The sequence below is a fragment of the Enterobacter oligotrophicus genome, assembly GCF_009176645.1.
Classification (GTDB): Bacteria; Pseudomonadota; Gammaproteobacteria; order Enterobacterales; family Enterobacteriaceae; genus Enterobacter; species Enterobacter oligotrophicus.
The window spans coordinates 3132710-3156835 of sequence record NZ_AP019007.1; the positions used below are offsets into that span (position 1 = coordinate 3132710).

The following is a 24126-nucleotide window of genomic DNA, read 5'->3' on the forward strand; positions in this document are numbered from 1 at the left end:
AGCGCCACCCGCCATTTTTTTAGTGGTGTGAAGAGGTCTTCACGCCGCCTTCCGGCACGGGCACATACGGGGTTTCTTTATCCGTGCGGCCGTCAGCGTTACGCACTTTCAACCAGGTTTTGATGCCGTAGAAGATGATGCTGTACACCACCACCAGGAACAGAATGCTCAGACCTGCGTTGGTGTAGTTGTTCACCACGATGTGGTTCATGTTGGCAATCTGCTGCGCGGTCAGGTCTGCGCCGCCTGCGGCAATCTTCTCTTTGTACTGGTTAGCCATGAAGAAGAAGCCTTCCAGCTGTGGGTTAGCGCTGAACAGCTTCAGGCCAAGTGCCCAGGTGGTGCAGAGCAGCAGCCACAGTGCAGGTACCACGGTCACCCAGATGTATTGGGTGCGCTTCATCTTCACGAGGACGACAGTGCCGAGTACCAGGGCAACGGCGGCCAGCATCTGGTTAGAGATACCGAACAGCGGCCACAGGCTCTTCACGCCGCCGAGCGGGTCGACAACGCCCTGATACAGCAGGTAACCCCACAGACCTACGCAGCCCGCCGTACCGAGAATACCCGCCACCAGAGAGTCGGTTTTCTTCAGGAACGGCACGAAGTTACCGAGCAGGTCCTGCAGCATAAAGCGGCCCGCACGAGTACCGGCATCCAGTGCGGTGAGGATGAACAGCGCTTCGAACAGAATACCGAAGTGATACCAGAAGCCCATGTCCGCCCACGGCAGCACTTTGTGGAACACGTGTGCGATACCGACAGCCAGCGTCGGTGCGCCACCCGCGCGGTTCAGTACGGACGGTTCGCCAATGTCCTTCGCGGTCTGCATGATCTGCTCAGGCGAAATCACGAAGCCCCAGGAGCTGACGGTCGCCGCAGCATGTGCGCTCGCGTCTTTCAGTTGCGCCATAATCAGCGCCGCGTTGTCGCCGCCCATCTCATGCAGGTTTGGCATGGTAATGCCGAGGCCAGCCGGAGGCGTGTTCATCGCAAAGTAGAGGCCCGGTTCGATAATGGAGGCTGCAACCAGCGCCATGATCGCCACGAAGGACTCCATCAGCATGGCACCGTAGCCGATCAGACGTGCGTCTTTCTCGTTTGCCAACAGCTTAGGTGTAGTCCCGGATGCAATCAGAGCGTGGAAACCAGAGACCGCACCACAGGCGATGGTGATGAACAGGAACGGGAACAGCGCGCCTTTCCACAGTGGGCCAGTACCGTCGATGTACTGAGTCACTGCTGGCATTTTCAGATCCGGGTTGATCACCAGGATACCGATCGCCAGACCGACGATAACGCCGATTTTCAGGAAGGTTGCCAGGTAGTCACGCGGAGCCAGAATCAGCCATACCGGCAGAAGGGCAGAGATGAACGCGTAACCGATCAGCGCGAAGGTGATGGTGGTGTCTTTGAAGGTCAGCGCCGGACCCCAGTACGGGTCGTGCGCAATCACACCACCGAAGTAGATTGAGGCAACCAGCAGCACGATACCGATGACCGACACTTCACCCACGCGTCCCGGACGGATAAAGCGCATGTAGATACCCATGAACAGCGCAATCGGCACGGTAGAGCAAACGGTAAACACGCCCCACGGACTTTCAGCCAGCGCTTTCACGACGATCAGCGCCAGCACCGCGAGGATGATGATCATGATCAGGAAGCAGCCGAACAGCGCGATAGTCCCCGGCACGCGGCCCATCTCTTCTTTCACCATCTCACCCAGAGAGGCACCGTTACGACGGGAAGAGATAAACAGCACCATAAAGTCCTGTACCGCGCCCGCCAGCACTACGCCAGCGAGCAGCCAGAGCGTACCCGGCAGGTAGCCCATCTGCGCGGCCAGTACCGGGCCGACCAGCGGGCCCGCGCCTGCAATAGCCGCAAAGTGGTGACCAAACAGCACGTAGCGGTTGGTTGGCACGTAGTTCAGGCCGTCGTTGTTAATGACCGCCGGAGTGGCGCGCGTCGGGTCGAGCTTCATGACCTTCTGCGCGATGTACAAGCTGTAGTAGCGATAAGCCACAAGGTAGACGGAAACCGACGCGACCACGATCCACAGGGCGCTTACGTGTTCGCCCCGGCGTAATGCGACAACCGCCAGACAGAAAGCGCCGAGGATCCCGAGTAAGGCCCAGGGCACGTGCTTCAGTAGTTTTTTCGTATCCATAGTAAGACCTGGTTTTTTATGTAAAGAAAAAAGGGTCAGGGTTCGTTGTGAGGAGGTATTGATTAATGCTGGAGCGATCTTGCCAGATCCGTGCGCGTGTAAAGGACGGTAAATGCGTGAGTGGTTGAAAGTGCCAGGTGAGCGGTCAAAAAGGAGGGCGAGTGGTTAAGGCTCGCCGTCAGTCGCTGAAATTATGTGATTCAGATCACTACGTTAGCTACGCTGACTCCTCCGAAAGATAATTTTCCAGCGTTCCAAGGAGCTTATCCTTTAACCATTCCGGCTCCAGGATTTGAATGTTGGGCAGCCAGTAGAAAATCAGCGGCAGGATCTGATTTTCATGTGCCGCCTGGCAGCGTAGCGTGATGCCTCCGCTATGTTGGCCGACGACCTCTTGCTCCGGCAGTAAATTGCGGCGCGTAAAGTAGTGAGAAATATTACGATTGATAAATATTTTCACTTCGAAAGTATCTTCAGACACCCACGGGTCGAGGCGTTTTTCCAGCAGTTCAACGGCGTTTTCTTCGGGTATAAAGGTCGTACTTTGAATATCCAGCCAGGTAATCTGGCTCAGCGAAAAAGATTTTAACCGGCTATTCTCTGTGGCTTGTAAATACCATATGTTTTTTTTGTTAATGAGTTTGTAAGGATTAATCAGCCGGGTTTTGTTTTTATACTGTATCTGGCATACATTATGATTCTTAATCGATTTCTCAATTATCGGCAAATAGCGGTTAATATTCTCGCTGATTTCATTCTCGGCCTCACCGTTCAGAATGAGAATATGATTCTCATCCACCCTGGTTTCAAGTTTGTGCCAAAACTCTGCATCTCTTTCAGGGAAAAAAGTATCCACATTCAGGAAGTTAGCAATCGTGTGATGCAGTCCTTGTGTGCCAGGCGATTGTGCAGAGTGGATCAGCCGATACAGCCCGTTTCCGGTATGTTCAACAATCGGAGAGAGGGCATTTAAATCACGATAGACGGTACGTTCGGTAATTTTAAATTTTTCCATCAGCGCACTGCGGTTTACCGCACCGTTTAAATGTAGCTCAACCAGAATATCGACCAGACGTTCAGCCGAGCGGCTACGCGTCGATTTAGCCATAAGGTCTTCCTGTATATTTAATGGGTCTGCGCTGAATGATGCGGGTAGCACTGACAGGGGATGTCAGTATTCAGACACAGAAAATTTCTCTTATGGATATATAACGGCGTGATTTAGCGGAAACCTTAGGATTTTTTACGGGGAACAGCGCTGGCCATGAAGGGCCAGCGCAAAGGCGGGTCAAACGGTGGCTTCCAGTTCCATCATGACCGGATGGAAACGGCGTTTGAAATAGATCAGGCCGTGGCCCTCTTCACTGAGAATGATATTTTTTATTTCAACAAGATAGACCAGATGCGTGCCGATGGTTTGCACCTGGCTAATCTCCCCCTCCAGGCTTGCCAGCGCGCCCCTGAGCACCGGCTGCCCCAGCGGGCCTGTTTGCCAGCAGGAGAGGGTAAAACGCTCGTCCATCGCCATGCCGGTCATCCCGGCGAAGTGACGGGCCATGATCTCCTGCTCGTGGTTCAGCACGTTGACACACAGTTTGCCGTTGCCCTGAAAGACCGGGTTCATGGCGCTGTTGGCGTTGATGCAGACCATGATCGAGGGGGGCGTGTCCGTCACCGAGCAGACGGCGGTGGCGGTGATGCCGCAGCGGCCTGCCTCGCCCTCGGTGGTGACCACATTGACCGCCGCCGACAGGCTGGCCATCGCGTCGCGAAAACGCAGGCGTTGTTCATCTGATTGCATTGAAACCTCCCGCTGCGTTATTTCAGCAGCTTGTCCAGCATGTTGATATCGGTGTTGTTGTGCAGGTGTGGCACGGTCCAGCCGTGCTGGTCGTACTCGGACATGCAGCGGTCGACCAACGCCATCATTTTGTCCATATTGCCGGAGCTTTGTGCCTGGCGCAGACACTGCAGGCGGATCTCATCCTGGCTGCCGGAGTAGTTGATCTCGTACAGCTCGTGACGGCCGCCAAACTCGCTGCCGATGGCATCCCACATCAGTTTCAAAATCTTGATGCGTTCAACGTGGTCCATACCGTTGGAGCCGCGCACGTATTTCGCCAGATACTGGTCGATCTGCGGGTTATTCAGGTCGCGGGCGCTGGACGGCAGGTAGATCAGCCCGGAGGTGACGTTACGTTCGATGATGTTCTTGATTTTCGCGTAGGCCATCGGTGCCATCACGCGGTAGGTCTGCAGCGCCGCGTGATCCGGCAGGTACGCGCCGTTCACCCACGGCGTCGCTTCGGAGCACATGGAGTCGCTCAGCGCCCAGAACATGTTGCGCCAGGCCACCACTTCACCGAGATCAGCCTGCACGCCGCGGAACTCCAGCGTGCCGGTGCACTCCAGCGATTTTTTCAGCAGGGCGGTGATGAAATCGAGTTTTACTGCCAGACGCACGCAGGCCTGCAGCGGGTACATGCGGGCAAAGCCGCCTTCCATCGTCCAGCGACGGCAGCGGTCGAAATCGCGGTAGATCAGCACGTTTTCCCACGGGATCAGCACATGATCCATCACCAGGATCGCGTCGTTCTCATCGAAGCGGCTGGAGAGCGGGTAGTCGTAAGGGGAGCCGGTAGCGCCTGCCACCATCTCGTAAGAGGCGCGGGAGATCAGCTTCACGCCTTCGGCATCCATCGGCGCGACGAACATCAGCGCGAAGTCCGGGTTTTCGCCCATCACCTGCGCAGAGCCAAAGCCGATCATGTTGTAGTGGGTCAGCGCCGAGTTGGTCGCTACCACTTTCGCACCGCTGACGATAATCCCGGCGTCGGTCTCTTTCTCCAGCTTGATGTAAACGTCTTTCACCTCGTCCGCCGGTTTGTGGCGGTCGATCGGTGGGTTAACGATAGCGTGGTTAAAGTACAGGCCGGTTTCCTGAATGCGGGTGTACCAGTTGCGGGCGTTCTGTTCGAACTGGCCGTAGAACGCCGGGTTAGCCCCCAGAGCACAGCCAAACGCCGCCTTGTAATCCGGGGTGCGGCCCATCCAGCCGTAGCTCAGGCGCGACCATTCGGCGATGGCATCACGCTGCTGGCGCAGGTCGTCGGTGCTTTTCGCCACGCGGAAGAACTTGTGGGTGTAGCCGCCGCTGCCGGTGTCGGTGCCCCAGCACAGCGTGTCCTGCATCTCCGGCTTGTGCAGCGCATCGTACATCTGCGCGATGGAGGCCGCCGCGTTGCGAAAGGCCGGGTGGGTGGTGACGTCTTTGACGCGCTCGCCGTAGATATAAATCTCACGACCGTCCTGCAGGCTTTTTAAATACTCTTCGCCGGTTAACGGACGTTTGGCATCGGCGCGGAAATCTTCAGGCTTCATAGGGACCTCGTATCGGAATAAAGTTGTTAAATATATGTTTTGTTTTTGTTGTTTAATTGAAGCCTGAGAGCGGGGCGACGTGAAGGGACGATTGGGACAACGACGGGTACTTTTCGGGCGTGAGGAAGATTTGTGATCTGTGCAGCTTTTAGGCGGGTGGCGCTGCGCTTACCCGCCCTACGAACGTAGCCCCGGTAAGCGCAGCGCCACCGGGGAAATCATGACACCGGTACTTTCTGCGCCCTGTATGCACTTGGCGAGCACCCCACTAAGCGGTTAAAAAACCGTGCGAAATAGGCCGGATCTTTGAACCCAAGCTGCCACGCAATCTCGCTGACCGCGCTGTCGGAGAAAAGCAGCAGACGCCTGGCTTCGCGCAACTGACGGTCGAAGATCAGCCGTTTCGGCGGGCGGTTGGCGAAGCGGCGGCAGATATCAGTCAGGCGAGATTCGGTGAGATGCAGTTCGCTGGCATATTCCGGCACCGTCCAGTGCTCATGGTAATGAACGTCAATCAGCTGATTGAAGCGCTGGAACAGCTTCAGCTCGCCGCGCATACCGCCTGCAGCGTGGTCGTCGAGCTTCGCATTGCGCAGTAGCAGGGTGAAAACCGCCTGGGCTAACAGCGTCAGCGTATGCTCACGGCCCGGCAGTTGCGCGGTGGATTCTCGCGCGATCAGCTGCCAGTAGTGTTTCAGCGCTGCCAGTTCGTCCGGTTTATCCGCCAGCGACAGGCAGATACCCGGCAGGCCAAACGCTTCACGCGTGCCGGGGTAGAGCACCTCCAGCAGCGGCCAGATCAGATCCTCGCGCACCGTCAGCACGTGCCCGTCGCTGTCCGATTCGGTGATAAACGCGTGCGGCACCGACGGCGGCGTGAGGACGAACAGCGGAGCCTGCACCGAGTAGCGGTGATCGTCGAGCTGAAGCTCAATCTGACCGGTATCGAGAAAGTGCATCTGAAAATACTGGTCGTGGCGATGCGCCTGCATGTCGCGGCCAAAGAAGGCCGCCATGCGGGCGAACGACTGGTAATGCACATCGTCGGTGCCCAGACTTTCGTCGTACTCTTTGCTGATGTCGATGTTAGCGATCGGACTCTGGCACATCATCGCCCCTAATGGATCTTCTGCGCCGCAATATTGGGTTCACGCACCTGGCTCTCCCGCTGCGTCATCGGAATACGCGTCAGCACCAGCGCGCCGACCACCAGCAGCCCGGCGACGAACCACAGCCCCGAACTGAAGCTGCCGGTCGCGTCGCGCAGGATGCCGATTAACAGCGGGCTGACGGCTGAACCGACGTTGCCGATGGCGTTAATCACCGCCAGCGCCACCGCGCGGGACTGCAGGCTAATAACCTGATCCGGCGTGGTCCAGAATATCGCCATGGCGGTAAACGATCCGGTTGAGGCCATGATGATGCCAAGCAGCTGGATCAGGCTGTGATCGGTTGCCGAGGCGAGCATCCATCCCGCCGCCGCGAACAGGTACGGCAGGATGGTGTGCTTTTTTCGCTCTTTCAGCCTGTCGGAGCGGCGGCTCCACCAGATCATCCCGAGGATGGTGCAAAACTGCGGGATCGCCGCCAGCAGGCCGATCACAATGTTGCTGCTGCCGGTGTTGAAGCTCTGCAGGATCTGCGGCGTCCAGATGTTGATCGCGCTCAGCGTGTTGGTCAGGCAGAAGTAGGCCAGCGTATAGAGCAGCACTGCGGGCGTTAGCACTTCGCGAAGCGTCGATCGTGGCGTGACGGATTGGGCAACGGCGATCTCCTGCTCGCGGGCGATCATCGTTTTCAGCGCCTGTTTTTCGTCCTCATCCAGCCAGGTGGCCTGATCCGGCGTGTCGTTGAGGTAAAACCAGGTCACCACGCCGAGCACGACCGACGGCAGCCCTTCCAGCAGGAACAGCCACTGCCAGCCTTTGAGGTTCCACAGCCCGTCCATCGCCAGAATGTACCCGGAGAGGATCGAGCCGAGCATCATGGTCACCGGCATGGCGATCATAAACAGCGCGTTGGCACGGGCGCGGTGATAGGCCGGGAACCACCAGGTGAGATAGACCAGAATGCCAGGCAGGAAACCGGCCTCGGCAATGCCCACCAGCATGCGCAGCACGTAAAGCGTTTCGGGGCTGGTGGCGAACATGGTGCAGGTGGAGGCGATACCCCACACCACCATGATCCCGGCGATCCAGCGACGCGCGCCGACCTTCGCCAGCATGATGTTGCTGGGGATACCGCACAGTACGTAGGTGACGTAAAACAGCGTCGCCGCCAGGCCAAACATGGTGGAGGTGAGGCCCAGATCTTTACCCATCGTCAGCCCGGCAAAGCCAATGTTAATGCGGTCGAGAAACGAAAAGACAAACAGGATAAAGAGAAACACGATCAAACGACGGAACAGCTTATTAATCACGCGATGTTCTACAGCTTGAGTTGAGGTCGTCATGTTGCGCTCCACATCGTCCGTTCAGTAGACGGATTTATTGTTATTGACTGACGTAACCGGTTTATCGATAAAACGTGCTGCCAGCGCCTCGGCGCTGCGGGCGAGCAGGGTGGTGTCGACGCCGACGGCGACAAACAGCGCGCCGAGTTCGAGATAGCGTTTTGCCAGTTGTTCATTCGCCATCAGGATGCCGGGTGCTTTACCCGCCGCACGGATCTGCGCGATCGCATTTTCAATCGCCGCCTGAACTTCGGGGTGCTGGGGATTACCGGCAAAACCCATGTCGGCGCTGAGATCCGCCGGGCCGATAAACACGCCATCGACGCCTTCGACATCCAGGATCTGCGGCAGATTTTTCAGCGCCTCGCGGGTTTCAATCTGTACCAGCACGCACATGGCGTCGTTGGCCTGTTGCAGGTAATCCGGGATGCGGTTCCAGCGTGACGCTCTTGCCAGTGCGCTGCCCACGCCGCGAATGCCCACGGGGGGATAGCGTGTGGCACTTACCGCCAGACGCGCTTCGTCAGCGTTTTGCACCATTGGCACCAGCAGGGTTTGCGCCCCAATGTCCAGAAGCTGTTTGATCTGCACCGGATCGTTCCACGACGGGCGCACCACCGGCTGGCTGGCATATGGCGCGATGGCCTGCAGCTGCGTTAAGACGGTCTGCACGTTATTTGGCGCATGTTCGCCGTCGATCAGCAGCCAGTCGAAGCCCGCGCCTGCCAGCAGTTCGGCGCTATAGCTGCTGGTCAGCCCCAGCCACAGGCCGATTTGCGGCCGGCCCGATTTCAGCGCTGCTTTGAAAGCGTTTTGCATGGTTCTCTCCTAAACAAAACGGCAACTGATGGAGCCCATGTTGCCGTAGTCCACGTGGAAGGTATCGCCTCTGCTGGCCGCCACCGGGCGGGTGAACGATCCGCCGAGGATGATCTGGCCCGGTTCAAGCTGCACGTCGTATGGCGCAAGTTTGTTTGCCAGCCACGCCACGCCGTTCGCCGGGTGGTTAAGCACGCCTGCGGCGACGCCAGTCTCTTCAATCACGCCGTTGCGGTAGAGCAGGGCGGAGATCCAGCGCAGATCCAGCTCGTCGGGCTTAATCGGGCGGCCGCCGAGGATCACGCCAGCGTTGGCGGCGTTGTCGGAGATGGTGTCGAACACTTTGCGCGGGCGTTGGGTTTCCGGGTCAACGTTGTGGCAGCGGGCGTCAATCAGCTCCAGCGCGGGGATGACGTAATCCGTAGCGTTATAGACGTCGAAGATGGTGCAGTTCGGGCCGCGCAGCGGTTTCGCCAGCACGAACGCCAGCTCCACTTCGATGCGCGGGACGATAAAGCGATCGACGGGGATATCGCAGCCGTCATGAAAGAACATGTCATCCAGCAGCGCGCCGTAGTCCGGTTCGCTGATTTGCGAGCTGGCCTGCATCGCTTTTGAGGTCAGGCCGATCTTGTGGCCTTTCAGTACGCGGCCTTCGGCGATTTTCAGGCTCACCCATTCGCGCTGTACGGCGTAGGCGTCGTCAATGGTGATCGTCGGGTAGTCGAGCGAGATCTGGCGGATCTGCTCGCGGGATTGCTCCGCCTGATGCAGGCGGTGGGCGATCAGGGTATGGGTGTGTTTGTCGAGCATGGCGATATCCTGTTTTTATTTGTTTTCTCCCTCTCCCCGTGGGAGAGGGCCGGGGTGAGGGCATCAGGCCGCAGTGGTATCCCCTCACCCTAACCCTCTCCCACAGGGAGAGGGGACTGACCGAGCGCGTTACTTAAACAAGGCGTGCACGTTGTTTTGTTTGTAATTGAGCGTCGGGTGCAGCTCGGCGAGCTCAAACGACAGCGCCAGATAACGGCTCGCCATTAGCTCTACAAAGTGGGTTTTGATCAGCGCAAACAGCATCTCCGCCACTTCTTCACGGCTTTCCAGGCTGCGTCCCGCGCCGATCTTCAGCGTCATGTGCACAAAGGCGTAATCATGCTTCCCGTCGGCCATCTGCCAGGTATCCAGCCAGTGCGCACGGCTGCGGATGCCGCCGAGCGGGAAAATGCCCGTGGCGGCCAGCGCCTCGTTCACTTTGGCGAACAACCCCGGCAGGTCGGCCTGCTCGCGAATATTGTCGGTACATTCAGCAATAAAGTGCGGCATGGTGGCTCCTTACGCGGGCAGCGGGAAAACGGCGTTGACCTGGCCGGTGCCGGAGCTGGCGAACAGCTCGGTGAGAAACTCCACCTTGCCCTCGTACTTGTCCCAGCCGAGCATCCCCAGCAGCATCACCGTGTCGTGCATGTTGCCCTCGCCGTAGCAGTAGTCGGCGTACTCCGGCAGCATGCTGCAAAACTCCCTGAACTGGCCTTCGCGCCACAGCTTCACCACGCGCTCGTCCATCTGGCGGTCGAACTCGCGGGTGTAGCTGTTCATCCCTTCTTCCGCACGCTGGTCGTCGATAAAGCGGTGCGAGAGCGAGCCGCTGGCAAGCACCGCCACGGTGCCGTCATATTTTTCAATCGCGCTGATGATGGCCTCACCGAGCCTGCGGCTGTCGGCGAAGTCGTGAACCGTGCAGAACGCCGAGATGGAGATCACTTTGAAATGTTTATCGCTGTTCATGTAGCGCATCGGCACCAGCGTGCCGTACTCCAGCTTGAGGCTCGGGATGTTGTGCGCTTTGGCGCGCACGCCGCGCTTCACCGCTTCGTCGGCAATCAGCTGCCCGAGTGCCGGGTTGCCGTCGTAGTCGTAGGTCATGTCGCGGATAAAGTGCGGCAGTTCGTTGCTGGTGTAGACGCCTGAGAAGTGATCCGCACAGTTGATGTGATACGCGCTGTTCACCAGCCAGTGGGTGTCGAACACGATGATGGTGTCCACGCCCAGCTCGCGGCAGCGCTTGCTGATCTCTTTATGCCCGTCGATGGCCGACTGGCGACAGCCGTGGTTTTTGCCCGGCAGTTCAGAGAGATACATTGACGGAACGTGTGTGATTTTTGCTGCTAAGGCTAATTTTCCCATGATCAGATCCCCCATTTTGGAATCGGATGGTCGCCCATGGAGATACAGACGTTTTTCATCTCCGCGAAGACCTCGAAGCTGTACTCGCCGCCTTCGCGACCGGTGCCGGAGGCTTTTACGCCGCCAAACGGCTGACGGAGGTCGCGCACGTTCTGGGTGTTCACAAATACCATTCCGGCTTCAATGTTGCGTGCCAGACGCAGCACTTTGCTGACGTCCTGCGTCCAGATGTATGACGCCAGACCGTACTCGACGTCGTTCGCCAGACGCAGACCTTCCGCTTCGTCTTTGAACGGCAGCAGGCAGGCCACCGGCCCGAAGATCTCCTCCTGCGCCACGCGCATCCGGTTGTCGACGTCCGCCAGCACGGTCGGGCGCAGGAAGTTGCCGCCTTGCAGGTGCGCAGGCAGATCGGTTGGTTTGTCCGGGCCGCCCGCCAGCAGGGTCGCGCCTTCCTCAATGCCGAGGCGGATATAGCCGGAGACTTTCTCCCAGTGCTGCTTGCTGATCAGCGCGCCAATCTGGGTGTTCGGATCGGTCGGGTCGCCCACGCGCAGGCGGTTGGCGCGTTCGGCAAAGCGTTTGACGAATTCCGGGTAGATGCTCTGCTGGATGAAGATGCGTGAGCCTGCGGTGCAGCGCTCGCCGTTAATGGAGAAGATGGTGAACAGGGCGGCGTCCAGCGCGCGCTCAATGTCGGCATCTTCAAATATCAGCACCGGGGATTTGCCGCCCAGCTCCATGGAGTATTTCTTCAGCCCGGCGTTTTTCATGATGTTGCGCCCGGTGGCGGTGCCGCCGGTAAAAGAGACGGCGCGAACGTCGTGGTGGCGCACCAGCGCGTCGCCCGCCGTGGCACCGTAGCCCTGCACCACGTTCAGCACGCCCGCCGGGATGCCCGCTTCCAGCGCCAGTTCGCCCAGACGATCGGCAGTCAGCGGGGAGAGTTCAGACATCTTCAGCACCGCCGTGTTGCCCAGCGCCAGGCACGGCGCGACCTTCCAGGTGGCGGTCATAAACGGCACGTTCCACGGCGACACCAGCGCGCAAACCCCGACCGGCTGCACCAGGGTGTAGTTCAGCATTTTGTCGTCGACCGGATAGGTTTTGCCGTTCATCTGCTGGCACACTTCGGCGAAGAACTCGAAGTTGTGCGAGGCGCGTGGAATGAGCACGTTTTTGGTCTGGTGGATCGGCAGGCCGGTATCGGCGGTTTCCATGGCGGCGATCTCGGGCACGTTCTGGTCAATCAGATCGCCCAGCCGACGCATCAGGCGCGCGCGCTCTTTCATCGGCAGGTTGGCCCATTTCGGGAAGGCTTCTTTAGCGGCGGCAACGGCCTGATGGATCTCGGTTTCACCGCCTGAGGCGACTTCCGCTAATACCTCGCCGGAGGCCGGGTTGGTGGTGTGGAAGTAGTCGCTTCCGGCGACGTTTTTACCGTTGATCCAGTGGTTAATCTTTTTCATTTTGCAGTCTCCTCGCTGACAATCCGGTTCACCAGGCGGCCCACGCCTTCCACTTCCACCACCACTTCGTCACCCGGTACCACGTCGGACAGCCCTTTGGGGGTGCCGGTGGCAATCATGTCGCCCGGCTGCAGGGTCATAAAATCGCTCAGGTACGCAATCAGGAACGGGATGCTGAAGATCAGATCTGCCGTGGTGCCTTCCTGACGCAATTCGCCGTTGACGAAGGTGCGAAGGCGAAGGTTGTGCGGCTCGGGAATGGCTTCTTTTGGCACGATGTTCGGGCTGATGGGGGTCAGCCCGTCGCGACTTTTCACCCGCAGGTTCGGGCGGTAGTAGTTTTCCAGGTAGTCGCGGATGGCGTAGTCGTTACAGACTGTGTAGCCCGCAACAACGTCCATTGCCTCGGCTTCGCTCACCTTGCGGGCGGTTTTGCCGATGGCCACCACCAGCTCCGCTTCGTAGTGCATATATTCAACGTTGTTCGGGCGTACCGAGGTCTGGTTATCGCCGTTGAAGGTGTTGGGGGCTTTGATAAATACCAGCGGCTCGGTGGGCGGCGTAAACGCCAGTTCGCTGGCGTGGTCGGCGTAGTTCAGCCCGAGGGCGAAGAGCGTGGCGTGCGGGTGCGGGCCGTGAGCGATGGCAACGTCGCGCTCATCCACCACCGGGTTTTCCAGCGGCGGAAAACCTTTCGCCAGAATGCGCACACGATCGCCCGGCTGCAGCGGCACGCGTGAGTGCGGCGTGCCGAGCAGGATCGCATCGCCGGGGTTGAGGGTGGCGAATTCGCTCAGGGCGCTGAGCAGTTCGGCGGCATTGCGCTGAAGATCGGCGGTGTTCCAGTGGTCCGCTTCGCGACCGTTGATTTCGGTGATGATGGTCAGGTTATCAACGTTATCAACGTTATCAACGGTGGTCATTTCACCCAGCGGACAAAATCCGTCGCGGCATTTGGCTTTGATCGCCGGGCGGTAAAAGCTCTCTTCCGGCAGGCTCACTTCGTTCGCCAGCGCATATCCGGCGATGTACTCCGGTGCGTCTTCCACACGTACCTTACTGGCTATTTTGCCGACCACCAGCGCCACTGTCGCGCCACTTAAGACCGTTTCGCCCTGCGGGAACGGGATCGGCTCACCCGTGCGGATCACGGTGTTATGCGGCTTGATAAACCAGACGGCGGTTTTCGGCGGCGTGTTGTAGGGGGCTTTTTCAAACGCCTCACCCCAGGCTTCACGCTGGCTTTGATGGTTCAGCGCTACGGCAAAAACAGTACCTTTCATTGACATATTCCTCAGGCCGGATTTCCGATATCGATTTCATTAATATGTTAATGATCTGGTTTTATGCTTTTGCTGTTCGTTTCGCAATCAGAAGTGAAAAATTTGTGATATGAATAACAATAAATTTACATATAAACCATAAAGAATATATTTATCATATAGTTAATAAAATCAGGTTGTTTCTGTTAGACTTTTTGACGTAAAACAGGCTGTTTATAAAAACATCATTATTGAATTGTTTACTTGTTAATGATTTTCGGAGGTGGCTATGCATGATTCATTAACTATCGCGCTGTTGCAGGCGCGGGAAGCGGCGATGTCCTACTTCCGCCCGATTGTGAAGCGGCATAACCTGACCGAGCAGCAGTGGCGCATCGTGCGGGTGCTGGCCGAACATCCGTCGATGGATTTTCACGACCTGGCGTTTCGTACCTGCATCTTGCGGCCGAGCCTGACGGGCATTCTCACGCGTATGGAGCGCGACGGCCTGGTGCTGCGCTTAAAGCCGGTGAATGACCAGCGCAAGCTGTACGTGTCGCTGACCAAAGAGGGCAACGCGCTGTATGAGCACGCCCAGGCGCAGGTGGAAGAGGCGTACCAGCAGATTGAGGCGGAATACACGCCAGAGAAGATGAAACAGCTCACGGCTTTGCTGGAAGAGTTTATTGAACTGGGGAACCGGCATCTCGCCGAACGCAGTGAATAGTTGTCTTTTATTCTGCCCTCTTCTGATAAAGGAGAGGGAAGCATTGATAAAAGGTTTAGTTTTTATATTTTTATCACAATGAATAAGTCGTAGTGACAAAACTAATTCGCCTGTCTATAACTGAAAATGTACAGTTACTTATGTTATATTCAGGTGGTGAATATGTCGGTGCTGGCGGAGATTAAAAGTGATACGGAGGGTAATCCTCCCGTAGTGATATATCTTGCGCAAACCCCTTTTGGGGAACACGTTTATTATATTTCTGATGCGGATATTGATGCTGATGGGGCCCATGTTATAAATTTCACCCTGTATTCGCGGTAGGGGTATCTCAGGATGAAAAAGACAATAGCATCATTCTTTATCCTTTTTTTGACCGCATGTACAAGCCCTTTACCTGTCCCTGTTGTTGATTTGGATGATAATTGTCGTGATAGTAGTAAGAAAATGTGTAAGTTTTCTGAATACTCCCTGAACAGTTTGAGTGATGTGAACGAAAGATTTGCATTTTACGCAACTCTATGGGAACGCGAAGCTGATAAAAAAAGAATGCAAGCCAGCGCTGCGGGAGAGGTCACCTTTATTGGCTTATTGACCAGTGCAATTGGACTTGCGACAAAATCTACAGAAACGATTATAGTCGGAGGGAGTGCTGGCGCAGTTGGTACAATTTATAACAAACGATATGCATTAGATATTCAAAGCCATAACTATGATCTGGCTTCTCAAATTGCACAGTGTATGTTTATTGCGTCGAGCTCATACCTTAATATCGATGATAAAGCATTTAGACTATTAGCACTTGAATCACTTTTTGCGCTCAAAAGAAAATTACGTAATATACAAACCAATCTTGTACTGGCTACACCTGACTTTGCAGCACTACAAACTGCTATCAGTGGAGGGCGTGTTGTCATGAAAAATGATGATGAACAAACCGCCGGGGTGAATTTTATGATTAACGGTCATAAAGCCTACGTTGCGGTGAGTACGTACTTTGAGGAATACAGCAAAAGAATGAAATCGTGTGCCTCGCAGATTGGGGGTTAATCGTTTCGTAACACCTCAACATGGTGTCCTGATGGAAATATCACTATTAATAGTACGTTTTTCGTAAAGTTTTCCTTTCCCAGGCCGAAAATCCTGTTATCTGTCTGATGGAAAGAGAAAACATGTTAAACCGTATCAAGATTGTCACCAGTTTATTGCTGGTCTTAGCTATTTTTGGCCTTTTACAACTCACTTCCGGTGGTCTTTTCTTCAATGCTCTCAAGCATGACAAAGAGAACTTCACCGTCCTGCAAACCATTCGTCAGCAACAATCCACCCTGAACGGTAGCTGGGTGGCGCTGCTGCAAACCCGTAATACCCTGAACCGCGCAGGCATCCGCTACATGATGGATCAGAACAATATCGGCAGCGGCGCGACCGTTTCTGATTTGATGCAGATTGCGTCTGCCTCTCTGAAACAGGCGGAAAAAAACTGGGCTGACTACGAGGCTCTGCCACGTGACCCGCGTCAGAGCGAGGCCGCCGCGATGGAGATCAAGCGTAACTACGATATCTATCACGGTGCGCTGGCTGAACTGATCCAGCTGTTGGGTGCAGGCAAAATTAACGACTTCTTCGACCAGCCGACCCAGAGCTACCAGGATGGCTTTGAGAAGCAGTACGTGAACTACCTGCAGCAGAACGACAAGCTGTACGAAACGGCGGTGAAAGACAGCAATAGCTCCTACAGCCAGGCTATCTGGGTGCTGATTAGTGTGCTGGTGGCTGTACTGGTGGTGATCGTTGCCGTCTGGCTGGGCATTAAGCAGGCGCTGATTTCTCCGATGAACCGTCTGATCGACAGTATCCGCCATATCGCCAGCGGCGATCTGGTGAAGCGTATCGATGTGGAAGGCTCTAACGAAATGGGTATGCTGGCCGACTCGCTGCGCCACATGCAGGGCGAGCTGGTGCGTACCGTTGGCGACGTGCGTAACGGTGCAAACGCTATCTACAGCGGTGCGAGCGAGATCTCAATGGGCAATAACGATCTCTCGTCACGTACTGAACAGCAGGCCGCTTCCCTGGAAGAGACCGCGGCCAGCATGGAACAACTGACTGCCACCGTGAAACAGAACGCCGAGAACGCCCGTCAGGCGAGTAACCTGGCGCTGAGCGCATCTGAAACCGCGCAGAAAGGCGGTAAAGTGGTAGATAACGTGGTGCAAACCATGCGTGATATCGCGGGCAGTTCCCAGAAAATCGCAGACATTATTAGCGTGATCGACGGCATTGCTTTCCAGACCAACATTCTTGCTCTTAACGCCGCGGTTGAAGCCGCTCGTGCAGGTGAGCAGGGACGTGGTTTTGCGGTGGTTGCCGGTGAGGTGCGTAACCTGGCGCAGCGTAGCGCTCAGGCGGCCCGTGAAATTAAGAGCCTGATTGAAGATTCTGTCGGGCGGGTTGAGCTTGGCTCTACGCTGGTTGAAAGCGCTGGTGAGACGATGGGCGAAATCGTTAATGCGGTTACCCGCGTGACCGACATCATGGGCGAAATTGCCTCTGCCTCTGACGAGCAGAGCCGCGGTATTGACCAGGTCGGCCTGGCGGTGGCTGAGATGGATCGCGTGACTCAGCAGAACGCCTCGCTGGTGGAAGAGTCTGCTGCTGCGGCGGCAGCGCTGGAAGAGCAGGCGAGCCGTCTGACGCAGGCGGTCGCGGTGTTCCGCATTCAACAGGAGCAGATGAAAGCGCGTGAGCTTGCCTCCGCGAAAACCGTTGCTGCTCCGGTAATGGCGCGTAAAACTGCGACGGCCGATGCGGGTGATAACTGGGAAACGTTCTAACACCGTGCGTTGCGCCGGGTGACGGTTTTGCCTGACCCGGCGCGTGCAGTTTTTGTAGGCCCGGTAAGCGGCGATATTACAGAGGCAGGCGCATGGCGCAGCGGGATTCATACGCTAAACCGTGCGCCGTTTCTTCCTCTCGTTTCTGGTGCAGTTCAGGCGTTAGCACCGCGATCATTTCAAACCCCAGCCGCGCATAAAAGGGCGCATTCCACGGCACGTCGCGAAATGTCGTCAACGTCAGCGAAGTTAGCCCCAACGTGCGGGCCGTGTCTGCGACACACGAGATGAGCTGCCGGCCTGCGCCCTTTCCCTGCCAGTCCAGATGAACCGAGAGTTCCACAATAAACAGCGATGAGGGATGCACCTCTGCAAGAATAAAACCAACCGGTTTTTCCTCCGCCAGTGCCAGCCAGCTCATTCCCTTTTCAGCGTAGCGCCGGTGTTCCCCGACGGAGATGACGGGGCTGTCAGCAAGCCACGCCAGGGCTGGCCATTCACTAAAGCGCTGACCAGCAGCGCGTTCAATGGCGGGCAGAGCGGCGATGTCTTTATCGGTTGTCAGACGAAAGTTCAGCATAGCGAACCGTTAGCCTGCGCGACTTACTATTTTGATTTCCACCATTCCGATGCCCAGCTTGCGCGGGGAGTGGCCGAGGATGTTGCCTTCATTCGTGGATTGCGGATCGGGCGGCACAATCACCACGGTATTGCTGCGCGACGGGTTATCGAAATGCAGCGTGGTAGTGGTGATGTCGTTGCCGAGCGTCAGCATCTGTTCGGTATCGCCAACCCGTACCGGCACAGGGCGGTTAGCATTCGGGCCAAACGCTTTGGCGGTGATCACCAGATCGAATTTTTCCGGCAGCGGATGGGTGTATTCAATTTTCACCTCATCACCCAGTTGCGCGTTGGACCAGCGTCCCCAGGATTCAGGGCGGGAGATACCGCTGAACTGTTTAACCTCTTCCGGGGCTCCGGCTACGTTAAAGATAAAGCTGTCCGCCTTGTAACGAATGTCGTTGTCGACGATTTTCAGCATATCGACGTTACGCTGATAGCGCGCCGTATCGATAACCGTATCGTTAAACGCCGTTTTACCCTTCCAGTGTGGTTTATCAACGTGCTGAACAGTTTGCTGCCCGCCCAGTTGCCCCTGAGAGACACACCAGTCGGTAGAAAGCGACAGCGGTTGAGACCAGAGCTGGCCCATTTTGTAGCAGCGGTCGATCCAGACGAAATTATCGCGTGGGGCGAAATCGGCCAGCTGGAATCGCAGCGGCGCGGAATATTCGCTTTCCGGCAGCGGTTCGACGCGGTTATCCGAAACGCGCAGCAGCAGCGGCAGGCGGAAATGACTGCCGGAGAAGGCAATCATATTTTTATCCTGGTCGATGGTGAATTCCTTCATCTCTTTCGGGAAGTTCCACAGGCGAATGATATCTGGCTTCCACGCGAGGATTTTCTCCTTCATGTTGAGGAAAACTTCCGACAGCGACTGCCCGGACAGCGTACTGCGGCCAAGTCCGATAAAGTTATCCCCGCCCAGAATATCCAGCACGGTTGCGCCGTTATCCATCGAATTGCGTTTTGTGGCAATCACTTCCTGCTGGGGCCGATCGCCGCGCAGCACGAAGAACAGGTTGCTGCGATCCTGTTTGTTCAGTTCATCCCACGCGGTATTTTTCATCGCCAGATGGTCAGACGAGACGACGATCACCGTGTTTTTAAAGTACGGCGAGGCTTTGATTTTCTCGATTAACGCGGCGATATGCTCCTGGCTGCAGGTGACAGCGCTGAAGGATTTGTTGTTTTTGCCATTAATATCATAGCTTTTGCGTTTACAGGTGCGTGACACAAAGCCATCAGGGTGGTGGGTGTCTACGGTCAGGGCAAAGAGGGAAAAACGCTTGCCGGAGCGGGACAGTTCTTCAAATTTTTTCCAGGTTTCATCAAGAACGGTATCGTCGTAGAAACCCCAGTCGTTGCGATAGGACGGGTCTGCCACCGTGGTTTTTAACTCTTCCGAGCCGTAAAGATGCTCAAAACCGTGCGATTTCAGGAACACGTCTTTCCCGGCGAAACGCAGGTTAGCGCCCTGCATAAAGTAGTTTTCGTAGCCGGAATTTTTCAGGATATCGCCAAGGCAGATATTCTGCGGGAAGAAGCTCGACATAGACGCCGATGCGTTGCCTTCAAACGGGGCGAACAGCGGGATACCGCACTGGGATGCAACCATCCCAGCGATGGTGTAATCGGTGCCGGGGAGTTGCATGGTGTGGCTGAAGTCGATGCCTTCGTTTTTTAACGCGCCAAGTTCCGGGGTCAGATTCGGGAAGGCATCGTTATCAAAATAGGTCCGTTCCAGGCTTTCGCCGTAGATGTAGACCAGATTGAGCTTCGGGTTGTCGATCTTCTTCGAAGGCTCTTTATAGTACGCAACGAAATCCGGGTCGCCATCGCGCGACTGAGATTTCACCAGTTCGGTGATCTGGTGGAACGCCGGGCTGGCATCCACCGAGGCCAGCGCAAGGAAAAGCGCCAACAGACTGTAGCCCATATGGTGTGGATGGTGGCGGCGACGGCGCAGTATCCAGGCCAGTGCGCCAAAGATGGTCACCAGTGCAACGACCACACCCAAACCAGGAAGTATGTACTTACTAACTCCCGCGCCGGTCAGACTGTTGGTGAGGGTATAGAGTACGGCATCGTTAATACCGTCACCGGTAAAGTAATCGCTGGCGTATAAGGTAATGTTCAAAATAACAAAAATGCCGAGCACCGCCAGGGTAGCAATAAACCACCAGGTGTTACGGCCAGCTTTCCAGGCGTAGATGCCGACGGAAGCCAGAAAAAGGATAAGGGACATTAACTCTGACAACTGCATATCCTCATGATGCCAGTTACTTCGCTGGCTAAGTGATTATTTTTTGGGTAATACAATGTAATTGCGATGACGTTTAGCTGCAATTTTAGTGTCACGAAAATGTGCTGTTGTTAGGATTTGGTTTATAAAAAAGTTTTTTTGACGCTGGTCGCATCCTGACATGCGGATGCTGAGACGGTGGCAGGGTGGGAAAAGGCTGCTTTCACGCCGCGTTGAAAGAGTAACGTAATAAACGCGGCGTGTTGTGGCAGAAAATGAGGTGGCTCAGGAGAGGAAATTAACGCCTTGTTTCAGAACCAGATCGCAGGCTTTGGTTTTCACCTGCTTCGCCAGGGAAGAGTTTCCGAGGGTGCTCAGGTTGAGCTGCTGGCCGTTTTGCGCGTTCAGTAAGCCCTGAATGCCGTCCATATAGTTGGTATCGGCTTTCTGCTCCTGCGTATCCAGACCGAGTTTGCCCAGTACCTGATTTTTGATGTTTTGGGTATCGGTGACGGAAGCCAGTTTCTGCTTCGCGCAATACTCCAGAATACCCGCCGCGTTGTTCATCGTACCTGCGCTCAGGCTTTGAGAGCTATTACCCAGCAGACTGGTGAGAGAAGAGGCTGACAGCCCGCCCTGAGAACTGCCGCTCTCTTTGGTTAGCTCGTTGGCCGCGCTGGACAGGGATTCCTGCCAGGACGCCGCCTGCACTGCGCCGGTCACCAGCAGTGCGCCTAAAAACGTGCTGAGAAGAAACTGTTTTTTCATCATGGTTTACTCAAAAGGGTCCGTTTGGGTCGGAAGTGGCACCAGTATATACCGCCGGACCCTCTCCCTTTCCTGGAAATATCCTAATACTCTTTACCGGTGACGCGGCTGCGATAGCTTTCCCAGTCAAAGATGACGTACAGGCTGTTACCGAGCTTCATGCGGTCCATGACACGCTCACCCAGCAGGCGGGTCATCTCGTCGATGTTATGGTTCGTCAGCATGCCGGTCGGGCGTTTCGATGACGAGCGGCGGTCGACAATCTGATTGATGATCACTTTTTCATAGCGGGATTCGGTCTGGACGCCAATTTCGTCAATAACCAGCAGATCCACATTGCTCAGGTCGTTCAGGAGCTGCTCTTCGCTGGTTTCGCGGTTGCTGAAGGTGTCTTTCATGGCGGACATAATATCGGCCACGGTGATGATCAAGACGGATTTCCCGCGCAGCAGCAGTTCGTTGCAGATGGCTGCCGCGAGGTGGTTTTTCCCGGTGCCAGGTTTGCCGCTAAAGATAAAGCTGGCAATGTTGCCGTCAAACTCATCCACATACTGACGGGCCGCGGCAAGGGCGTTCATTTGTCCGGTGGTTTCAATTTTATAGTTATCGAAAGAGCAGTTCTGGTGCAGCGGGCGGATGCCTGAGCGGTTAAAGGTGCGCTGCATTTTCATCGCGCGGTTTTCGCGGGCGAGGGCCGCTGCGCGAATTTCTCCCTGCTCTTTTTGCCATGCCAGCAGCTCCTCACCCGTGGTGAAAGCGGGCTTCACGTTGGCAGGCATCATCTTTTGTAGACGTTTCATCAGGTCGCCGACGTTTTTCATTTTGCACCTCGGAATCCATTTGGGATCTGTTTATCCGGTTCTGAAAAAGCGTTGATATCGCGTTTTGGCTGGCCATTGTTGCTGGCCCGGTTGATTTGAATGCTGCGTGCGAGCTTTTGCTGCCACTGAACATGGTGGAACACTTTTCCCTCCGCTTGCCAGTAAGCGACGAAAGCGGCCAGTTCTTCCGGTGTGACGGGCTGTGAGAGCGCGATGCCCCACAGCGCAGCCTGTCGCTGGAAATCCGCATCCGGTTGCCAGCCAGCGTACATAGGGAATTTCCCTATCGGCACCGCCACGGGGACGTTATCCGGTTCCTCAAAGAACTGGTTGTCCAGGGTGACATCGCTCGCCGGACGAGACAGTCGCGCTTCGATATCCAAAAGCTGCGCCAGACGTTCCGGCGTTATCGCATAAAACGCCGGGGCGTTGTCGGCAAATACCGCAAGCGTACCGCCGTCGGCGTGAGTTAACACACCGCGAGGGTCGCGCATAAAGGCATCAATGCCAGCAATGCTGGTGGTCAGGATTCTGGAGGACATAACACTTTCTCTGCTGATGACGACGGGCGTGATATGGGCTTATGGTAGCACAGAGAGAAAGAGGGAAGGAGGGGGCAACCCTCTCCCGGTCGGAAGAGGGTTGCGGCCTGCATTACGCGATGATATTCAGCGTCACATCAATGTTACCGCGAGTGGCATTGGAGTACGGGCAAACAATGTGTGCGGCATCCACCAGTTTTTTGGCTTCTGCTGCGTCCATACCTTCTACGTGGATGTTCAGTTTCGCCTCAATACCAAAGCCGGTTGGCAGTGGGCCGATACCCACTTCACCTTCAATAAAGGCGTCTTTCGGCAGGGCGAATTTATCGCGTGCGGCAACGAACTTCATCGCGCCCAGGAAGCAGGCAGAATAACCAGCAGCGAACAGCTGTTCCGGGTTGGTGACGTCACCGCCCATGCCGCCCATCTCTTTTGGCACACCCAGTTTGACATCCAGGACGCCGTCGGAAGAGGTAGCGCGGCCATCGCGGCCTCCGGTGGCTTTGGCTTTGGCAGTGTAGACAACTTTTTCTAAAGACATGGCAGGTTCCTCATCTTACATTTATGTGTGCTATTAAATAGCGTGCGATATATATGGTTAAATAAATACGCGTAAAGTATAGCCTTACGCGCGCTGGAGCTGTTGTCGTAAAAGTTCGAGCTGCTGCTTGAGCGCCAGCATCGTGTCAGTATCACACTGCGCCGCGCATCCTACGGCCTGCGGGATACCAGCGGCCTGCTGCTGCAGGCTGCGACCCGCATCACTCAGGGTGACAGCAACCTGACGCTCATCCTGACGGGAGCGCTGGCGGAGAATCAACCCTGCGCTTTCCAGACGTTTCAGCAGTGGCGTCAGCGTGGCTGAATCAAGGAACAACCGTTCGCCAATGTCCGACACCGTTATGTCATCCTGTTCCCACAACACCAGCATCACAAGGTATTGCGGGTAAGTCAGGTTCAGCGGTGCCAGCAGTTGCCGGTACAGCTTGTTCAGCGCCAGGTTTGCCGAATAGAGAGCAAAGCAGAGCTGGTTATCCAGCAGCAGCGCGGCGGTGGTATCGTTCGTTTTTGCGTTCATGAAGAAAATATAGATAGTGCGCGATATAATTGCAAGCGATTTTAAGGGCAGGTGTAACGAAGCGCCACCTGAACCGCCATTTTTCGGTAGTGTTGACGCTGGGCCTGCTCGTCTGCGCCATCTTCAAACAGCAGGGTAAAGGTGTAGCTGTTGGCGACGTAATGGAAGCTAAAGCTGCTGATAAGACGGTGAAGATCGCGCGCGTCTACCGTCTGGTTGAAGAGTTGCTTTTCCTTTCCGCGACGCAAAATTTCCTCCAGCAATTCCAGAGCGCTGCGGTTAACCTGGCGCAAATAGCTGGACTGCTGCATAAAGCGGCCGCGCTGCATGTTCTCCATGCAGATGATGCGGATGTAGTCCGGGTGGTCGGCGTGATAATCAAACGTGGCTTCAACCAGATGTACCAGCGCTTCGACCGGCGGCATCCCGGCAAGACTGAGCGCTTTCTCACTGGCGCGGATTTGGGTATAGACATACTCCAGCGCCAGAAGGTAAAGGTTTTCTTTGTTTTTGAAGTGATACACCACCATCCGTTTGGTGGTGCCTGCTTTCTCGGCGATTTGCTCCATGCGCGCACCGTTCAGCCCGTATTCAGCAAACAGCGCGATGGCGCTCTGAAAAATTTTGTCCTTCAGGCTGGATTCTTCATTATGGTCGACGCGTTCGCTGCCAGGGTTAGCCACTGCTTTTCCTTATCATCACCAGACGGAATAAAGGATTATCACCATGGCAGCGTGAGAACACAAA

23 protein-coding genes are annotated in these 24126 nt (G+C 55.9%); 3 read left to right on the top strand and 20 right to left on the bottom strand.

The window, feature by feature from the left end:
- Positions 1-19 precede the first annotated feature (19 nt).
- The 12 genes from EoCCA6_RS15025 to hpaG all read right to left on the bottom strand — a co-directional run bounded on the left by EoCCA6_RS15025 (position 20) and on the right by hpaG (position 13761).
- Entirely contained in the window at positions 20-2173 is a 2154-nt protein-coding gene (locus tag EoCCA6_RS15025) for a carbon starvation CstA family protein (protein WP_152083321.1), read from the bottom strand.
- 217 nt (positions 2174-2390) lie between these two features.
- Positions 2391-3281: a helix-turn-helix transcriptional regulator gene (locus EoCCA6_RS15030; RefSeq protein ID WP_152083322.1), complete on the bottom strand. Its 891-nt coding sequence runs from the start codon at positions 3279-3281 to the stop codon at positions 2391-2393.
- 180 nt (positions 3282-3461) lie between these two features.
- Positions 3462-3974 (bottom strand): 4-hydroxyphenylacetate 3-monooxygenase reductase subunit, encoded by a 513-nt coding sequence (locus EoCCA6_RS15035; protein WP_152083323.1) that lies wholly within the window; start codon positions 3972-3974, stop codon positions 3462-3464.
- Between the two features lie 17 nt (positions 3975-3991).
- On the bottom strand, positions 3992-5554 hold the full coding sequence (gene hpaB, locus EoCCA6_RS15040; protein WP_152083324.1) for a 4-hydroxyphenylacetate 3-monooxygenase, oxygenase component: 1563 nt from the start codon (positions 5552-5554) through the stop codon (positions 3992-3994).
- Positions 5555-5772: 218 nt separating this feature from the next.
- The gene (hpaA, locus tag EoCCA6_RS15045; RefSeq protein ID WP_152083325.1) at positions 5773-6663 is read right to left on the bottom strand and encodes a 4-hydroxyphenylacetate catabolism regulatory protein HpaA; all 891 of its coding nucleotides are present in this window, start codon (positions 6661-6663) and stop codon (positions 5773-5775) included.
- An 8-nt stretch (positions 6664-6671) separates the two neighbouring features.
- On the bottom strand, positions 6672-8006 hold the full coding sequence (gene hpaX, locus EoCCA6_RS15050) for a 4-hydroxyphenylacetate permease (protein WP_152083326.1): 1335 nt from the start codon (positions 8004-8006) through the stop codon (positions 6672-6674).
- A 21-nt stretch (positions 8007-8027) separates the two neighbouring features.
- Entirely contained in the window at positions 8028-8825 is a 798-nt protein-coding gene (hpaI, locus tag EoCCA6_RS15055; protein WP_152083327.1) for a 4-hydroxy-2-oxoheptanedioate aldolase, read from the bottom strand.
- Between the two features lie 9 nt (positions 8826-8834).
- The gene (gene hpaH, locus EoCCA6_RS15060; RefSeq protein WP_152083328.1) at positions 8835-9638 is read right to left on the bottom strand and encodes a 2-oxo-hept-4-ene-1,7-dioate hydratase; all 804 of its coding nucleotides are present in this window, start codon (positions 9636-9638) and stop codon (positions 8835-8837) included.
- A 129-nt stretch (positions 9639-9767) separates the two neighbouring features.
- Positions 9768-10148, bottom strand: a complete 381-nt coding sequence (locus tag EoCCA6_RS15065) for a 5-carboxymethyl-2-hydroxymuconate Delta-isomerase (protein WP_152083329.1) — start codon at positions 10146-10148, stop codon at positions 9768-9770.
- 9 nt (positions 10149-10157) lie between these two features.
- Positions 10158-11009: a 3,4-dihydroxyphenylacetate 2,3-dioxygenase gene (gene hpaD / locus EoCCA6_RS15070; RefSeq protein WP_152083330.1), complete on the bottom strand. Its 852-nt coding sequence runs from the start codon at positions 11007-11009 to the stop codon at positions 10158-10160.
- Positions 11010-11011: 2 nt separating this feature from the next.
- Positions 11012-12478 (bottom strand): 5-carboxymethyl-2-hydroxymuconate semialdehyde dehydrogenase, encoded by a 1467-nt coding sequence (gene hpaE, locus EoCCA6_RS15075; protein ID WP_152083331.1) that lies wholly within the window; start codon positions 12476-12478, stop codon positions 11012-11014.
- Positions 12475-13761: a 4-hydroxyphenylacetate degradation bifunctional isomerase/decarboxylase gene (gene hpaG, locus EoCCA6_RS15080; RefSeq protein ID WP_152083332.1), complete on the bottom strand. Its 1287-nt coding sequence runs from the start codon at positions 13759-13761 to the stop codon at positions 12475-12477. The genes hpaE and hpaG overlap by 4 nt, the downstream gene beginning before the upstream one ends.
- Before the next feature lie 268 nt (positions 13762-14029).
- Between hpaG and hpaR the strand changes: the two genes are divergently transcribed.
- From hpaR to tsr, 3 genes are all read left to right on the top strand, one after another.
- Complete coding sequence (gene hpaR, locus EoCCA6_RS15085; RefSeq protein ID WP_152083333.1) at positions 14030-14467, top strand: homoprotocatechuate degradation operon regulator HpaR; 438 nt, start codon at positions 14030-14032, stop codon at positions 14465-14467.
- Positions 14468-14803: 336 nt separating this feature from the next.
- On the top strand, positions 14804-15517 hold the full coding sequence (locus tag EoCCA6_RS15090; protein WP_152083334.1) for a hypothetical protein: 714 nt from the start codon (positions 14804-14806) through the stop codon (positions 15515-15517).
- A gap of 122 nt (positions 15518-15639) precedes the next feature.
- Positions 15640-17304, top strand: coding sequence for a methyl-accepting chemotaxis protein (tsr, locus tag EoCCA6_RS15095; RefSeq protein ID WP_152083335.1), 1665 nt, complete (start codon positions 15640-15642; stop codon positions 17302-17304).
- Between the two features lie 76 nt (positions 17305-17380).
- Here tsr and EoCCA6_RS15100 read toward each other — a convergent pair whose 3' ends face one another.
- The 8 genes from EoCCA6_RS15100 to EoCCA6_RS15135 all read right to left on the bottom strand — a co-directional run bounded on the left by EoCCA6_RS15100 (position 17381) and on the right by EoCCA6_RS15135 (position 24062).
- Positions 17381-17884 (bottom strand): GNAT family N-acetyltransferase, encoded by a 504-nt coding sequence (locus EoCCA6_RS15100; protein ID WP_152083336.1) that lies wholly within the window; start codon positions 17882-17884, stop codon positions 17381-17383.
- 9 nt (positions 17885-17893) lie between these two features.
- Complete coding sequence (gene opgB / locus EoCCA6_RS15105) at positions 17894-20185, bottom strand: phosphatidylglycerol--membrane-oligosaccharide glycerophosphotransferase (protein ID WP_152083337.1); 2292 nt, start codon at positions 20183-20185, stop codon at positions 17894-17896.
- Between the two features lie 270 nt (positions 20186-20455).
- Complete coding sequence (locus tag EoCCA6_RS15110; protein ID WP_152083338.1) at positions 20456-20938, bottom strand: YjjA family protein; 483 nt, start codon at positions 20936-20938, stop codon at positions 20456-20458.
- Positions 20939-21021: 83 nt separating this feature from the next.
- Positions 21022-21759: a replicative helicase loader DnaC gene (dnaC, locus tag EoCCA6_RS15115; protein ID WP_032643964.1), complete on the bottom strand. Its 738-nt coding sequence runs from the start codon at positions 21757-21759 to the stop codon at positions 21022-21024.
- The gene (gene dnaT / locus EoCCA6_RS15120) at positions 21756-22301 is read right to left on the bottom strand and encodes a primosomal protein DnaT (protein ID WP_152083339.1); all 546 of its coding nucleotides are present in this window, start codon (positions 22299-22301) and stop codon (positions 21756-21758) included. The genes dnaC and dnaT overlap by 4 nt, the downstream gene beginning before the upstream one ends.
- Positions 22302-22413: 112 nt before the next feature.
- Complete coding sequence (locus EoCCA6_RS15125) at positions 22414-22842, bottom strand: organic hydroperoxide resistance protein (RefSeq protein WP_063148258.1); 429 nt, start codon at positions 22840-22842, stop codon at positions 22414-22416.
- An 84-nt stretch (positions 22843-22926) separates the two neighbouring features.
- Positions 22927-23379 carry a MarR family winged helix-turn-helix transcriptional regulator gene (locus EoCCA6_RS15130; RefSeq protein ID WP_152083340.1) on the bottom strand — a complete coding sequence of 151 codons (453 nt, stop codon included), beginning with the start codon at positions 23377-23379 and terminating at the stop codon, positions 22927-22929.
- A gap of 41 nt (positions 23380-23420) precedes the next feature.
- Positions 23421-24062: a TetR family transcriptional regulator gene (locus tag EoCCA6_RS15135; RefSeq protein ID WP_152083341.1), complete on the bottom strand. Its 642-nt coding sequence runs from the start codon at positions 24060-24062 to the stop codon at positions 23421-23423.
- Positions 24063-24126: the final 64 nt, after the last annotated feature.